Consider the following 15660-nt stretch of genomic DNA (forward strand, 5'->3'; position numbering starts at 1 on the left):
TCGCGAATCCCTCCTCCGTTATTTAGGCCATTAGCGCGTAAACGCCGCAGGTACGCCGCCGTCAATCGTCAGCATGCAGCCTGTCGTCTTCTCTGACTTCGAGGATGCGAAAAACGCGATGCCTTCGGCAATGTCCTTCGGATAAATGTTCACGAGCAGCGTCGTTCTCTTGCGATAATATTCTTCCAGTTGATCCGGCTCGATGCCGTATGCCGCTGCGCGTTCGTTGCGCCAGCTGCCGTTCCAGATTGCGGAGCCCTGCAAAATAGCGTCCGGCAAAATCGAATTGACGCGAATGCCGAATTCGCCGCCTTCCGCCGCGATACAGCGAGCCAGATGAACCTCAAGCGCTTTCGCCGAGCTGTAAGCAGTCGCGTTTTTGCCCGCGTAGATCGAGTTTTTCGAGCCGACGAACACCATTGCGCCGCCGATTCCTTGTGTCTTCATCAGCTTGAACGCTTCGCGCGCGACAAGGAAGTAACCCGTTCCGAGAACGTTCATGTTCAGGTTCCATTCCTTAAGCGATGTCTCGTCGAATGGGCTTGATGTTGCAAGGCCCGCATTGTTCACGATAATATCAACGCCGCCGTAAGTAAGAGCCGCAAAGTCGTAAGCAGCCTGCACTTGCTCCTCGGAAGTCACGTCCATCTTCACAGCAGCCGCGCGACCTTCACCGTACTTCTCGTTAATTTCAGCCGCTACCTTCTCCGCGCCTTCCAGATTAAGGTCCGCAAGCACGACGTGCGCGCCTTCGCTGACGAGTCTTCTTGCCGTCTCGCTGCCGATGCCGCCGGCACCGCCTGTAATAAATGCAATCTTGCGGGAGAACTCCGCTTCGGCAGGCGCAAGCGTCAATTTATAAAGCTCAAGAGGCCAATATTCCACATTATAGGACTCGTTCTCGCTGAGCGATACGAATTCGCCGAGCGCCGTCGCGCCGCGCATAACGGCAATCGCGCGATGATACAACGCGCCGCTGACCTGAGCCATTGCCCAGCTTTTGCCGGAATTGATCATGCCGACGCCAGGGATGAGAATAACCCGAGGCGCAGCCTCGAACATCACGTCGCCTTCATTTTTATTCCGTTCGAAGTAAGCCGCGTAATTAGCTTTAAATTGCTCAACGCCTTCTTTCACCGCTTGGATGAGCGTCTCAACCGAGCCCGATGCCGGATCCCATTCTACATATAAAGGAACCATTTTCGTATGAACCAAATGATCCGGACAAGCCGCGCCGACTTGGGAAAGCGCCGCCGATTTTTCACCGTTCACGAATTGCAGCACATCGTCCGCATCGTCGAAGCTCAGAATCATCTTCTTCTGCTCGCTTACCGCACCGCGGATAACCGGCATAATTTTAGCCGCGATTTGTTTGCGCTCCTCTGCAGGCAGACTCGCGTATTTCGCGCCGCCGAACAGCTGGTCTTCTTTCACGCGAGCTTCGATAAAGCTTTCCGCCTCATTAATGATCGCGATCGTCTTCGCGTAGCAAGCTTCCGATGTATCGCCCCAAGTAACAAGACCGTGCTTCTCCATCAGCACCAATTCCGCCTTCGGATTGTTCAGAACGCCTTGCGCGATCATTTTGGACAGTGTAAAACCAGGACGCACATACGGAACCCAGACGAACCGGTCGCCGAAAATTTCCTTCGCCAGCTCCTTGCCGTTATGCGCGCAGCACAGGCTAATAATCGCATCTGGATGCGTATGATCAACGTGCTTAAACGGCAGGAACGCGTGCAGGAGCGTTTCGATGGAAGCTCGAGGATGCTTCTGGTCGATCATGCAGTTCGCGAGATAAGCGACCATTTCCTCGTCCGACATGGCGTCTCTCTCGAACAAAGGGCGAATATCTTCCATGCGAAGGCCGGTGAAGTTTTTCGCTTTCATTGTCGCCAGATCGGAGCCGCTGCCTTTTACATACATCACTTCAATATCGCGGCCGCGGAAATCCTTCTCCACCGTCTTCATCGACGTGTTGCCGCCGCCCCAGTTACATACCCGTCGGTCGGTTCCGATTAGATTGGAGCGGTACACAAGCTCCTCTACGCCGGAAGAGATTTTTGCAGCATCAGATGCATTCCATAAGCTTTGAACCATGATCGTGTCTCCCTTTCACTATCATATTTGTTGTTATTTTTTTAAATCATAGCATAGATATTTGGTTTTGTCTTTGATTATTTTTGTTTATGTCTGGATTTAAGGAAAACAAAACAAAACAAAACGGAAACAGACACAACAAAGCGGACAGAACATGGTTCTGCCCGCTTAAGCTCTAGTTATTTCTTATTACTTGATCTTAGGTCTATCAGATGTTGAATAATTTATTTTTTCTTTGATTGGTATTTCTTAAGCCAGATGAGAAGGAATAATACGAGAAAGAGTAAAAGGATGGAAAATTCCATAGTGTATATTCCTCATAAAAGAGGATATCAACTAATCTAAAAATAATAACAAAAAGCCTTCCAGCCTTATAATGATCTTACTCTTGTCCCCCTTCGTTTAAATCCTTAATGGATTCTATAAAGAAGGCAATCGGCTCCTTGTAATCGATCGGTTTGTATATGATTCTATTCCGCCACTTCAATCGTTCAATATTATTGATGAATTCATCTTCAACAAACCACGTAACTTCCTTCATTGTTCCAAGTACGCTTCGGTTGTTTGTCTTTGAAAGAACGATTTCTGCGCCATGCTCTGCATATGTATCGATCCAACTCTCAGGAACTCCCTCTTGGAGCAAGTATTCTCGAAGGGTCAGCATGAATTTATCTTTCAATCGTTCTATTTGCCCTGTCCTTATCCCATCAATGATAATAGCTAGTCTCGTTAAATCATTCACAAAGACGATTTGTTTTCGTCTGTTCAAGTTATAAATATTAACATGCCAGCTAAATAATGAAGCTTCATGAATATCTTCAACTGGAGTTATTTTCATGTCTTTCAATAAATCTTTCGTAAGTCTTAGAATAATCATTTATATTGATCCTTTCTCACTGGTTATGTCGTTATCTGAATGAGCTGACTCCTTCATATCGGCCTTCAACATAATATTTCTCCGTTTTATTTAGTTCCTTATTCTGAAGTTCGTCCCAAACGGTAGATTGCTCAAACACTCCAGGTTCGAAAAAAAGCGGTATTCGCTTTCGAAACCAATCTTGCATCGGCAGAGCATCTGTTTGATCTTTATCGACCCACAGTAATTCCCCTTCTGGAGGGTTCTCCAGTAATTGTCCTTCGAAAGCGGTAACAAGATAGTTAAAAACCATATATCGAAGTCCGGAATTTATCTCACAAAATTCATTCAATCCCTTATATCTAATTTCTTTAACGATCAAACCCGTTTCTTCTCTCACTTCTCGAATTGCCCCATCAACGATGCTTTCCGGAAAATCCACTTTGCCTCCAGGAGCGATGTAGCCTGGAAAACCTAATTTTTTCGGGCGATTCATGAGTAATATTTGATTGCCGTCTTGAATCATACATAAGGTTAAGATCTTGTAATGTACTTCTTTTGTCATCTTGGCGCCTCGCTTCTAATTGGTTTCATGCTGGTCAGCTCTTTAAGGATGAATCGCAAGATCAATAATTTCCATTTAATACGCATCCATTATATCAAACGATCCATTGTTGGACGCAAAAAGGGAGAACCCCAGGTTTGCCAACCTCGGATCCTCCCGATATTATCAGTCCGGCTGTAGGAAAGCTCCTCGCCTTCTCATGTAGCCACATGAGCGCGCAGGAGCTTCGTGTTCTGCTTTAAACTGCTTTTGCGAAACTAAATTCTTCCGCCGATTTGCTGCTCAGCGATTTGCACCAAACGTTTTGTGATGAAACCACCGATAGAACCTGCGTCGCGAGTGGACAGATTACCATTGTAACCGTCCGGTTGGAACGGAACGCCTAGTGTGGAAGCTGCTTCCGCTTTGAATTGATCAAGGGCTTGTCTAGCTTGTGGTACAACCAATTGATTTGAACTTCTTCTTCTGCTCATGTTAGTCACTCCTTTGTTGGATGTAATGTTAGCTTATACAGTTAAATGATGTTTATTCATGCTTGGACCAAAAAAAATGTAGAACCTTCGACAAAATAAAAAAACCTTGATTTCTCAAGGTTTTTTCGCATGACCTTTATATAATGACGCCCTTTTTCAGCATGAGATTCGCATACAGCGCCGACTCGCCCGTGATGACAATCGCGTACGCTTCCTTCGCCCGTTCATAAAACGCAAAGCGTTCGACCTCTTCAAAAGGCTCCGTTACCCCCGTTTTGCGTTCGATTATTTCTTGGTAAACGGCCCAAATCGGCGTCTCCACTTGATCACCGGGCACGACCTGCATAAGCGCAGCTGGTTTCGCCACGTATTGATCCAGCGGAAAATGCTGCAGAACCGCTTCAAGCAGCGCGGGAATGCTTTGTCCGTCACAACGGATTAACCGCTTGGCATGGCTTGCAGCCGGAAAATTTGCGTCCGCAAACACGATTTCATCCCCGTGGCCCATTTCCATCAGAGTCTTGACGAGCTCGGGTGAAAGGATTTTTGGAATGCCGATTAACATGGATTATGCCTCCTTCGCAATGCTGAGGTAAGTTCGATATGCTTGCTCCCAGCGCTCCTTCTGCTCCGGCTTAAACACGGAAACGTCGAAGGAATCGGCCACGAGCTTACGTGCATCCGGTAAGTTTTTGCAAAGCCCTCGCGAGATCAACTGTACAAGCATGTTCCCAATGGCGCTGGCTTCGACGGGTCCTGCCCAGACAGGCCGGCCTAACGCGTTCGCTGTGAATTGGCATAAAAGCCGGTTCTGAATCCCGCCGCCAACCATGTGCAAGCCTTTAAACGATGCGCTTGTCATCTCCTCCAGCTGTTCGACGGCCTGGCGGTAGCGAAGAGCTAAGCTTTCAAGAATGCAGCGCGTTATTTCTCCCGGCGTTTGCGGAATGGGCTGACCGCTTTCCATGCAATAGGCTTGTATCCGCTCCTTCATACCTCCGGCGCTATAAAAACGCAGGTCATCCGGATGAATCAAGCTGCGAAACGGTTCCGCCTCTTCTGCTCGGGCAACGAGTTCAGGGTACGATAGACTCATGCCTCCGGCATCCCATTCCCGCTTGCATTCCTGCAAAATCCAAAGCCCCATAATGTTTTTCAGCAGCTGATAGGTTCCGCCTGCTCCGCCTTCGTTCGAAAACGCGTTTTGCATCGTTTCAACAGTCAGCAATGGCTCCTCCCGCTCCGTTCCCAGAAGCGACCAGGTTCCGCAAACGAGATAAACGAACGGCTCTTCGCTTGCCGGCACGGCAACGACCGCCGACTCCGTATCATGCGTCGCTACAGCGATTGCGCGAATTGGCGGGACGCCAAGCTCCCTGCACACCTCGGCCGATAAGGGAGCGATCTGCTCTCCCGGCTGCGAGACCGGGAGGAAGAGACGTGAAGGAATCTGGAGCCGGTCCATCAGCTCAACATTCCAAGCGCGGCTCTCTGGATGAAGCAATTGGGTCGTCGTCGCCATCGTAAATTCGCAATTCCGCTGCCCTGTCAGCAAATAAACTAACAAATCAGGCGTAAGCAATAACGTTTCGGCGGCATCCAGCTTGGGCGAGTTCGCTTTCACCATCGCAGCTAATTGGTAAATCGTATTGAACGGCATAAATTGCAGTCCGCTCTGAGCAAACAGCTCTTCTTGCCCGATGGCAGCATTGATCTCTTCGATCAACCCTTCCGTCTGAGGGTCGCGGTAATGATAAGGATTGCCTAGCAGCTCGCCGCTGCGGTCCAATAATCCAAAATCGACGCCCCAGGTGTCGATCCCGAAAGTCTCCGGATTATAGCCCTGCTTGAAGGCGATGCGAATGCCGTTTTTTATTTCTTGAACAAGATGAAGGATGTTCCAATGCAGATGCTTGCCGACCCATACCGGATCGTTAGGAAACCGGTGAATTTCCGTCACGGACAGCTTCGGCTTGCCGCCTTCTTCCGTCCATTCCCCAATTAACGCGCGTCCGGTGCTTGCGCCCAGGTCGAAAGCGAGCACCGTAGCTTTGTCCGGCATATTTGGCTCACCTCTCGATCGCTCTTAACGATTATTAGCTGTGGTTTTCGTTTATTTCATTTTTTGAAGCAGTTCGATCCGGTAAGCTTCGCTCTCCAGCGACGCAATCTCTTCGTACTCTTCCTTCGTCAGCGCTTTGGGCTTCCGGATCGCGCTGGCGATTAAATAAATTTTTGCGCTCTCTTCCACGACCTCCGTCCGGTAATAAGCCTCTCGCAGATTGCGGCCGGTCGTTACGAGTCCATGGTTACCCAGCAGAATCGTGCTCGCTTCGTTTATTTTCGTAACCACGGCATCCGCGAGCTTATCCGTTGTCGGCAGCACATAGGGCAGGTAGGCCGTTGTGCCGACAAGCGCCGCCTGATCCGGGAACATAACCGGAAGCTCTTGTTCGACTAAAGTAAACGCGATGCAATATGGCGGATGGGTATGGACGATTGCCCCGATGCTCGGATTAGCCCGGTATGCATAAAGATGCATTAAAACCTCTGAAGACGGCCTTAGTCCGATGTCCGTTATCTCGCCTGATGGAATGTCCACCTCTACCCACTGCTCCGGCTTAATCTCATCCAAAGCAAAACCGCTCGGGGATAAATACAGCTTGTCTCCGACCCTCGCGCTGATGTTGCCGCCAGGTCCTACGACAAGACGGTTGGCAACCGTCTTTTTCGCGTATTCGCAAAGCTCGTTCCGAATTTCTGCCGCATTCATTGTGCTGTCCTCCATCGATTATTTGTATAATGGCCCGAACGTTTGGCACGCGCGGTAATCAGCGCCCTCCGGATTATCCGTGCCGAACAATCCCCATGCGCGCGGACGGAAGATGCGCTCTTCGGCCACATTATGCATATGAACCGGAATACGCAGCATCGAAGCCAGCGTAATAAGATCGGCGCCGATATGGCCGTAGCTGATCGAACCGTGATTCGCGCCCCAATTGTCCATAACCGAATATACGCTGCTGAAAGCGCCTTTACCGGTTATGACCGGCGCGAACCAGGTTGTCGGCCAAGTCGGATCCGTGCGCTTATCCAGCGCGTTGTGCACATGCTCAGGCAAATCGACGGAATAGCCTTCGGCGATTTGCAAAACCGGTCCTAATCCCTTTACGAGATTGAGGCGCGACATCGTCATCGGCATGCCGCCCCGCGTCAAGAAATCGGACGAGAAGCCGCCGCCGCGGAAATATTCGGTCGATGCCGGTCTCCACGAGGTCGCTTCCAAGCACTTGGCCGCTTCTTCCTTCGTAATGTCCCAGAACGGCTTCATTGCAGGCCTGCCATCGATTTCTTGCCGCCCGGTGCCGTCCAGCGTCGCCGAGCCCGAATTGATCAAGTGCAAGATGCCATCCGCCGCGTGTCCGTCCAGCTTATGCCCCGTGACCCGCTCTACCGAAGCCGCGCTCCAGTATGTACGAACGTCGGCAAAAATTTGCGCCGTATTCGTCAGTAGATAGCCAAACAGCATCGCAGCGCCGTTTAGGCTGTCATTCTCCGTCGCCACAAGGTAAGGGGCGCGAATTCCGTTCCAGTCAAAGGATGAGTTCAGCATCGCTTCAAGGAAATCGCCGTTCGGGAAATGGTCGGTCCACTGGCGCTGGCCTTGGAAGCCGCTGACGATCGCGTTATGTCCTTGCGCCTCCTCCGCGAATCCAAGCTCCGCCAGTCGTGGATTGCCCACCATCAGATCTCTTGTGATCAGCGTCATTTTGACGACCGTTTCCCAGTCTTTATCCTTCTTATCTCGGGATGTCTGGAGCTGCGCCGGGTTGTTATCCGGGCCTTCCTTACAATTCTCCTTCACCCAAGACAGCGCTTTCACAAATTCCGCGTCATCGTAGATTCCTTCTTCCATGCGGCGCACAAACTCGCTCATATCCACGTACTCGTTCCGCATGCCAAGATATTCCTGGAAGAACCGGTCGTCTACGATCGAGCCGGCGATCCCCATGGATACAGAGCCCATTGCCAAATAGGACTTTCCTTTCATGAGCGCGACAGCCAATCCGGCCTTCGCAAAACCTAGCAGCTTCCCTCTCACATCATCAGGGATGCTTGTGTCGCCCGCGTCTTGCACGTCTTCGCCGTAAATGCCGAATGCCGGAAGCCCTTTTTGCGCATAGCCGGAAAGCACTGCGGCCAAATATACGGCACCTGGACGTTCCGTCCCGTTAAATCCCCATACCGCCTTAGGAATGGACGGATCCATATCCATCGTCTCCGTACCGTAACACCAGCAAGGAGTTACCGTAAGCGATACCCCAACCTGCTCCCTCGCGAACTTATCCGCGCATGCCGCCGCTTCTGCAACGCCGCCGATCGTCGTATCGGCGATGACGCACTGAACCGGTTCGCCATTCGGATAACGCAGGTTCTCCTCGAACAATTGGGCTACCGCTTTCGCCATGTTCATCGTCTGCTCTTCCAGCGACTCTCTTACGCCTTTTCTCCTTCCGTCAATCGTAGGTCTGATGCCGATTTTCGGAAATGCGCCTAACCAACGTTTCTCCATCATGATCATCCTCCGTTATTCGAGTATGAAATGCGTTATCGATAACATTAAACTACCAGTGATTTTCCTTGCTGTCAATCCTTTCATTTTGTAAGATAGAAGCAGGATTACGAACAAGGAGCGGACAACCATGGTTACGATTTATGATATAGCGAATAAAGCAAACGTCTCCGCTATGACGGTATCTAGAGTTATCAATAACACCGGAAGAGTCAGCGATAAGACGCGAGCCAAAGTTAAAAAGGTGATGCAGGAATTAAACTATGTGCCGAATCAGATGGCGCGCAGCCTTGTGCTGCAGCAGTCGAAGACGTTATTTTTGCTCATTACCGATATTACGAACCCTTTCTATACAACGCTTTCTAGAGGAGCTGAAGACGCGGCGCGCAAACACGGGTATAATCTGTTGTTCGGCAATAGCGATGAGAACCTGTCGAAGGAATCGGAGTATATCAATACAATATTATCAACCCGCGTTGACGGCGTCTTGCTTGCCCCTGCCGGGGATCCATCGGCCGCTCATTTAGAGCGGCTGCTTGAGAGGAACGTGCCGTTTGTTCTCATTGACCGTGAAGTCCCAGGCATCCAAAGCGACATTGTGCAGGGCGACAGTAAAGAAGCGTCCAAAAAGCTGATGGAGCACCTACTCTCTTATGGACATCGGAATATCGCGTTAGTGAACGGTTCCTCGTCCATTTCCAGCGCGCGCGACCGGCTGCAAGGGTATAACGAAATGCTGAAGCTGCATGATTTGAGCGCTAACGAGCGTTACATCTTCGAGACCAGCTTCGGTCCGTTTAAGGATCAGTCGGGGCTGATGGCTTGGCTCGATCAGCTACATCCGTTCCCGACCGCGTTCCTCGCCGGCAATAACGTGCTTGCGATGGAATTGCTCCATGCTCTTCGGTCAAGAGGCTTGCAGGTGCCCGAGGACGTGTCCGTCGTTTGCTTTGACGACTTCGGCATGTATTCCGATTTGGATCCCTTTATTACCGTTGCTGCCCAGCAGGCTTATCAATTCGGTTACTTAGGGATGCAGCTGCTCATCGAACGAATCACGGATCGGGAGGAAGCAGGGCCGCAGAAAAAAATCATTTTGCCTGCGGAGATAATCGTAAGGCGGTCGGTGAAGAAGCTGGCCTAACATGAACGAAAGCCCGGGAACGAATGTCCCGGGCTTTCTTCCATTTTATACCTCTGCTCGCGAAAATAAATAAGACTAGAATGCTTGTCTACCAAGTATAACCAGTGGGCGAATCGTGAAAACTATGAATAGGCGAATAGCTTACCAAATCCTCATAGGAGCGTGGTTCGTATGGTTATTCATTATTGTCTGCAGAACGTGTACAATACCTCTTTCCTTATCGCGAAGATGGATAAAGAAATCTTCAACGATAAGGAGAAGTCGGAAAAAGTGAAGGAGAAGCTCTTTCAATTATTTCATGTCCCGATCTATCTGCTCTGTGAAGAAACGGCAGAGAAAACGAGAGGCGATATCGAATGGATTAGAGGCTACATCCACCACTTTGAACCCCGCCTAGCGTTCGACATCCTGGAAATGGAATAGCAATCATACACAATCGCTGCCGAGAAATCGGCAGCTTTTTATTTTTGATATTGGGCTATAATGCATCTGAAATTTTCGATATACGATTCTCTCTTCTCCTCCACTCGCCGTAAATGATCGTAAAAGCTGTGAGCGAACTTAAAGATATGCCCAAAGTCCCAGTCGTGGTCGCTATAATCCTTTTTCCAAAAGGCGGCTTCCGTTGGCAATTCCTTTACGGGAATCGCCGGATGCAGCGGCAAACGATCGACTGCCGAGCTCAATTTCAGCGGTTCATCGATAGTTAGGCTGCGGCTGCTTCGTAACACTTTAACCAATTTCAATACTGGCCGCAGCCCTCTCTCAAAGAACGTAACATGGCCCAGATCGAACAGAATATTTAACGCATGAGAAAAGGTCAGCATATGACCAATTAAATCATGATGCGATTCGGCCCGATAAATGGCAGTGAATTGACTCAGCTCCTCTAGAACAAGCAAGGAGAGTTCTTCAGGCTTGGCAATAACCGGAAAGCCGTCATCTTCCGAAAGTTCCATCCTTTTGACCTCTGCTGCCGTGAAGCCGATCCAGGATCTGCCTGGCGGCGTTTTTTCGAAGGCGCGAATGAGGTCAGCGATCCCCGTGATGTCTGTCTGGCTTCCCCAGCCTTGCAGCTCGCGAATCGCCAATAAACTTGCCGCACTATAGATGACATTGTGACCAACCCAGTGGAGCCCGCCGATCGTATGTTCCAATGCGCCTAGAATGGCCGACACGGCGGTCTGTTCATCGCATGCCGGATGACGGTCCTCTTCATCTTCCCTCATGTATTTCTTCACCATTTCGCCCGATTGCGCAAACACGAGCTGCGCCAGCTCCTGATCCGCTCCTAGATCCTTCACGAAAAAGTAACTGCCGATCGCCGCTGCCCCGAAATGCGCTTGCCATATGTCCCCTGTCTGTTTTCTGCAAGACGCCATAATGGATAAGCCTTCCCGCAATATTTGTTGATTCAACATCCTATCAACTACCTTCTGTTTCAGTTTCAGTACATCGAGTATATCAGAAAAGAAGCACCGCGAGATCGAAATCCCGACGGTGCTACCTATGCTTTATTGCAATAATTTTTCGCGGTCCTTGCCTTTATCGGATTCGCCTGCGTTTTTGTTGGCTGCCGCTCGGTCCTGCATCATCTCTTCAACGGTTTTCGTTTTCAAACGGGCCGCGCCCGCGTAGCCTTCATTCGTCGGAATAAGATTTCCAGCAGCCAGCCTATCTTTGGCAGCGGCAATCGCATTCGCGTATTGGGGGAGCCATTCCTCGCCTGCGACAAGCATTTCATCGACCATTTGCCAAATTTCCTTCGGATTGCACACGGCGCCGACAAGCGGATCCATCATAAACGCTTGACGCAGAAGCTGATCATCGCCGTGAATTGCCGCTTCTACCGCTAGCCTCTGCACGGAAATGCTGACATTGCATACAGCGGCGGGACCAAGCGGAAGCTCTCCAACCTGAGGCATCGATATCCCGTTCCCGTCCACGTATCCCGGCGCTTCAATAATCGCGTCATGGGGCAGGTTGGTGATAACTCCGTTATTGACGACGTTAAAATGTCCCCTGTACACTCTTCCCGTCTCGAGACCTTCGATTATGTAGGAGCCATGCTCTTCGCCCCTGTGCTCAGGCTGGTAGGCAAGTGCGGGATCCTTCATCCAATTCGGGAAATCCGTTTCGAACCAGTTGCGTCCCTCTGTGCAAACGCGTAAATAGCCGCCTGTCTCGCCGTTAATCCAGCTGCCAAGGTCGATCCAATCTTGAATCTCGTTCGCGCGTTTACGGTACCAAGGCACATATTCGCTTAAATGGCCGTTGGACTCCGTACTGTAGTAGCCAAATCGGCGAAGCATATCGATTCTGACCTTTTCCGTTCGGCTGTAATCCGGATGATTCTCGAACCCTTCCAGCAGCTTCCCGGTCATATCCTCGCCGTTCACCTTCACCCCGATATACCAGGTTTGATGATTGATGCCGGCACAAATAATATCTACTTCTTTCTTTGAATACCCCAGCACCTCGGCAATTTGATGATGCCCGTGCTGTACGCCGTGACAAAGTCCGATCGTACGGACCCCGCCGTATTTGTTGCAAGCCCAAGTCAGCATAGCCATCGGGTTCGCGTAATTAAGCAGCAGCACGTCCTTTGCAGCGACCTCGCGAATGTCCTTGCAAATATTCATCATCTCGGCAATGCCTCGTTGACCGTACATAATGCCGCCTGCGCACAACGTATCGCCCACACATTGGTCTACTCCGTATTTCAGCGGAATTTCCACATCGGTTGCGAACGCTTTAAGCCCTCCTACGCGAATCGTGCAAATGACGTATTTTGCGCCAGCCAGCGCTTCCCTTCGGTCTGTCGTCGATTGGATCTGAATGTGCAGCCCGTTCTCCCGAATATCCCGCTGGCACAGCTCCGTGACCATGTCCAAGTTATGCTGGCTGATGTCAGTAAACGCAACCTCAATGTTATGGAACTCTGGCACTGTAAGAAGGTCGCGAAGCAGTCCGCGAGTAAAACCGATACTTCCAGCTCCGATAAAAGCGACTTTAAACGACATAAAAAAACGCCTCCTGCTCTAGAATTGTGTGATAGGTTCGTCTTGCACCCATTGTAACAATCCTTCATCTGGAGACGTTATCAAAATGATGACTTCTTTCCTTTTGAAATGTCAAAAATTCTAACCTTCAATTAAATAGTTTCGATTATCATCCCAGGCTGATTTATTGACGGACCTTCGAAAGCTGGCCGGAGTCATACCCGTGCTCTTCTTAAACAGAAGATGAAAATATTGTCTGCTGCCCACCCCGACATAATCCGAAATGTCTTCGATCGGAATGTCCGTGTTTTGGAGCAGCATCTTGGCCTTATCCATACGCACCTTCGTCAGCATCTCCGTTAAGGTCATCCCCATATGCGATTTAAATATTCGCTGCAAGTAGCCGGGGTGGAGACTGACGGCAAGCGCGATATCCTTCACTTGTATATCCCGGTCATAATTCTGATGAATAAAAGAAACGGTTTGTTTGATATATAAATGACCTTGCTCCGCATGCGTCTTTCCTTGCTCGGTCCTTAATCTGGCAATATACATCAGAAGCTGCAGGAAGAGTATTCCGATCATCGGGCTATCCGCCGCAGGACTGTCGAGCTCGAGCACAAGCTTCTTTAACACATGATAAACATCGCTGGGATCCCTGAGCATAATATGGCTTGTCTCTTCATGCAGCAGCTCCTTCAGCGCTTCATCATATAGTGAAGCCGCTTCTAATGTGACGAAGAGATTTGTTTCCGTCGATAATGTAAATTCGACATTCAGCATGCGGCATGCAGAGGTGACCTCCAGCCGGTGAGGAGTTCTGCCATCCAAGATGACAAACTCTCCTTTTTTAAGCTGCATTTCCACAAGATTATTTGGATCTGACCGCAGCTCAACCTTGCAAATCCCGTCTATGACATACATGATCTCCGTTGAGTCATGCGCATGGAACGACATGTGGAAATCCGTCCATTGCTTGAAATAATACGCGCTCGCCATCGGAATATGGCCGACAGCCGAATCCGCAAACCGGAATAATCCGCCAGTCATTTGAACCTCCCTGCCCTCGTTCCTGCATCAACAAGTTGTTACGACCTGCCTCTTCTTATAATGACAGAACTCGCAGACGTTGTACAATTGCTGCTGCGCCATATTCTTCAGCCCGCGGATAATCGGTGTAATAGTTCTCCTGATCGGGAATACTTTCCCCATACTTGCGAAATGGGGCTGCGGGGAAATGTCGAAAGAAACGGAACTGGAAAAGGCTAATATCCCGTTTACGCCGGTAAGCTTTGTTTTGGACGTATCCTTCATTTTCGGTTGTGTATATGCTCGTGTACCAATGGGCGGTCAAACGCTACCGAAACCACCGCTACCTCTATTTGGACCGTTGTCAGCGCGTTTTTTGCTTTTTTTTAAGCCAACTCTGGTGTGGATTGGATTGTTCAAAATGTTTGATTGGATGAACTATTTTACTTATTCTGCGGGTACATGCTATTGCTTTCAGGCTACAGGTGATTTCCGTATGATCGCAGTCCACATTTAAAGAAAAAGCAAAAAAACCTTGGTTTCCCAAGGCTTAGGCACGTACGGTGAGGCTATTTAAGCCTAATCGTCGCATCATTTTCACACGGAGGTTTCCATGTCAGTCATACTGCTTGCCGCGACAATTTTTATTTTTCTTATTATAACATTGGCTATGAAAAAGAAAATTCCGCTTTCAAGTATTTATGCGGCTGCTTTATTCGCTATTGTCTTTGCCACACTCACTGATTTTATCTTTAACTTACAATTAGGGCTTTACGGTTACTTCAACAAAGGTATCGATATTCCCGGTTATTTCATCATTTATGTCCTATTCCCGCTTGTTAATATTGTTTTCCTGAATTTCTATCCTTTCCTAGGAGGCCTTCCTAAAAAAGGCATATATATCGCCGCGTGGTCTGCCTTTGCTTTAGGCTACGAATTGTTAAGCGTGCGTGTAGGGATGTTTTACTACAGCGGATGGGAATGGTGGTACTCTGCGCTTCTATACCCGTTTTGCTTATTAATAAACTTAGCTGCTCACAAGTTATTTTTGTATATTGAAAACAAAAGTTAGCCATTCAAAAAGCCAGGCTATACGCTCTGGCTCGGTTTTTTACTTATCGTTTTCAGCTCAAAAGCCTCTTTTTCAATCCCTAATTCTTGTGCTCTTTTCTTCTTGATGGTCATGGCCTGCTGCAAACTGGTGGCTTGAAATTCAATTGTAGTGCCTGATGGTTCCTCAAATGTATAATAACTTTTTTTGTTCGCCATCCTTGATGCCCTCCCTTTATTAATCACAGAATGATGTTTAAGAGCCTTGTTTATTAACCAGTCAGCTCAACTTATTGTATCCAAACCCCGGTTTAGATAAACAATTCGAACAATAGGCAATCCGTCGTGCCACGATTTATATCGCTTCCAAGATGTATGTTTTCTCTCCTTTTGTTTAAAGAATATGCTGTGAAGTAATGCCGAAACCAAACAACTATGATTTTGGGGGAATAATCCAAATGAACAAATCTAAAAAGCCGAAGAAGCAGAATATCCATTCCAACTCCGAAGTTTATGAAAAATTATTGACCCAGAAAATTCCAGAGGACAAACAAGATCAGATGAAAAATAATTAGCAAGCCTGACGCCCAAAATAAAAAACCACCCCGTGGGTGGTTTTTTGTGATTGTTGTACCTTGAAAACTGAATACGAAAGTATTGCTGAACTTTAGCTTGTAATTGGGGTCCCCGCAAAGTATTCGGAATAATCCTCGAAGCATTCGCTTCACTTTGTGGGGTATCTTAGGATAAGCCCTCGACCGATTAGTATTCGTCAGCTCCACACATTGCTGTGCTTCCACCCCGAACCTATCAACCTCGTCGTCTTCAAGGGGTCTTACGAATTGGGAAATCTCATCTTGAGGGGGGC

At 48.9% G+C, this 15660-nt stretch carries 16 protein-coding genes and 1 rRNA gene; 4 read left to right on the forward strand and 13 right to left on the reverse strand.

Going from position 1 to position 15660, the window contains the following annotated elements; all coding sequences use genetic code 11:
* Positions 1-30: 30 nt before the first annotated feature.
* The 8 genes from D3P08_RS22325 to D3P08_RS22360 all read right to left on the reverse strand — a co-directional run bounded on the left by D3P08_RS22325 (position 31) and on the right by D3P08_RS22360 (position 8570).
* Complete coding sequence (locus D3P08_RS22325) at positions 31-2100, reverse strand: bifunctional aldolase/short-chain dehydrogenase (RefSeq protein ID WP_119602338.1); 2070 nt, start codon at positions 2098-2100, stop codon at positions 31-33.
* A gap of 382 nt (positions 2101-2482) precedes the next feature.
* Complete coding sequence (locus D3P08_RS22330; RefSeq protein ID WP_119602339.1) at positions 2483-2977, reverse strand: DUF6933 domain-containing protein; 495 nt, start codon at positions 2975-2977, stop codon at positions 2483-2485.
* Between the two features lie 31 nt (positions 2978-3008).
* Entirely contained in the window at positions 3009-3521 is a 513-nt protein-coding gene (locus D3P08_RS22335) for an 8-oxo-dGTP diphosphatase (protein WP_119602340.1), read from the reverse strand.
* Between the two features lie 257 nt (positions 3522-3778).
* Positions 3779-3994 (reverse strand): alpha/beta-type small acid-soluble spore protein, encoded by a 216-nt coding sequence (locus D3P08_RS22340; RefSeq protein ID WP_119602341.1) that lies wholly within the window; start codon positions 3992-3994, stop codon positions 3779-3781.
* A gap of 136 nt (positions 3995-4130) precedes the next feature.
* The gene (gene fucU, locus D3P08_RS22345) at positions 4131-4559 is read right to left on the reverse strand and encodes an L-fucose mutarotase (protein WP_119602342.1); all 429 of its coding nucleotides are present in this window, start codon (positions 4557-4559) and stop codon (positions 4131-4133) included.
* Positions 4560-4562: 3 nt separating this feature from the next.
* Positions 4563-6056 (reverse strand): rhamnulokinase, encoded by a 1494-nt coding sequence (locus tag D3P08_RS22350; RefSeq protein ID WP_119602343.1) that lies wholly within the window; start codon positions 6054-6056, stop codon positions 4563-4565.
* Positions 6057-6107: 51 nt separating this feature from the next.
* Entirely contained in the window at positions 6108-6767 is a 660-nt protein-coding gene (locus tag D3P08_RS22355; RefSeq protein WP_119602344.1) for a class II aldolase/adducin family protein, read from the reverse strand.
* Positions 6768-6785: 18 nt separating this feature from the next.
* Entirely contained in the window at positions 6786-8570 is a 1785-nt protein-coding gene (locus tag D3P08_RS22360) for an L-fucose isomerase (protein WP_420819053.1), read from the reverse strand.
* A gap of 127 nt (positions 8571-8697) precedes the next feature.
* Here D3P08_RS22360 and D3P08_RS22365 point away from each other — a divergent pair, with 127 nt between their 5' ends.
* Positions 8698-9711: a LacI family DNA-binding transcriptional regulator gene (locus D3P08_RS22365; protein WP_119602346.1), complete on the forward strand. Its 1014-nt coding sequence runs from the start codon at positions 8698-8700 to the stop codon at positions 9709-9711.
* A 171-nt stretch (positions 9712-9882) separates the two neighbouring features.
* The gene (locus D3P08_RS22370) at positions 9883-10134 is read left to right on the forward strand and encodes a hypothetical protein (RefSeq protein ID WP_119602347.1); all 252 of its coding nucleotides are present in this window, start codon (positions 9883-9885) and stop codon (positions 10132-10134) included.
* A gap of 38 nt (positions 10135-10172) precedes the next feature.
* Here the strand turns inward: D3P08_RS22370 and D3P08_RS22375 are convergent, their stop codons facing one another.
* The 3 genes from D3P08_RS22375 to D3P08_RS22385 all read right to left on the reverse strand — a co-directional run bounded on the left by D3P08_RS22375 (position 10173) and on the right by D3P08_RS22385 (position 13763).
* On the reverse strand, positions 10173-11132 hold the full coding sequence (locus tag D3P08_RS22375) for a hypothetical protein (RefSeq protein WP_119602348.1): 960 nt from the start codon (positions 11130-11132) through the stop codon (positions 10173-10175).
* A gap of 93 nt (positions 11133-11225) precedes the next feature.
* On the reverse strand, positions 11226-12734 hold the full coding sequence (gene melA, locus D3P08_RS22380; protein WP_119602349.1) for an alpha-glucosidase/alpha-galactosidase: 1509 nt from the start codon (positions 12732-12734) through the stop codon (positions 11226-11228).
* 120 nt (positions 12735-12854) lie between these two features.
* On the reverse strand, positions 12855-13763 hold the full coding sequence (locus D3P08_RS22385; RefSeq protein ID WP_119602350.1) for an AraC family transcriptional regulator: 909 nt from the start codon (positions 13761-13763) through the stop codon (positions 12855-12857).
* Positions 13764-13950: 187 nt separating this feature from the next.
* Here D3P08_RS22385 and D3P08_RS22390 point away from each other — a divergent pair, with 187 nt between their 5' ends.
* Both D3P08_RS22390 and D3P08_RS22395 read left to right on the forward strand, forming a co-directional pair.
* On the forward strand, positions 13951-14259 hold the full coding sequence (locus D3P08_RS22390; protein ID WP_119602351.1) for a hypothetical protein: 309 nt from the start codon (positions 13951-13953) through the stop codon (positions 14257-14259).
* A 96-nt stretch (positions 14260-14355) separates the two neighbouring features.
* Entirely contained in the window at positions 14356-14814 is a 459-nt protein-coding gene (locus tag D3P08_RS22395) for a CBO0543 family protein (protein WP_119602352.1), read from the forward strand.
* Between the two features lie 17 nt (positions 14815-14831).
* Here D3P08_RS22395 and D3P08_RS22400 read toward each other — a convergent pair whose 3' ends face one another.
* Both D3P08_RS22400 and D3P08_RS22405 read right to left on the reverse strand, forming a co-directional pair.
* A complete protein-coding gene (locus tag D3P08_RS22400; protein ID WP_119602353.1) occupies positions 14832-15011 on the reverse strand; it encodes a hypothetical protein in 180 nt (59 codons plus the stop codon).
* A 523-nt stretch (positions 15012-15534) separates the two neighbouring features.
* Positions 15535-15660 (reverse strand): 23S ribosomal RNA (locus tag D3P08_RS22405); the annotation flags it as partial.

The sequence above is a fragment of the Paenibacillus nanensis genome (assembly GCF_003583765.1).
In the GTDB taxonomy this organism is placed as follows: domain Bacteria; phylum Bacillota; class Bacilli; order Paenibacillales; family Paenibacillaceae; genus Pristimantibacillus; species Pristimantibacillus nanensis.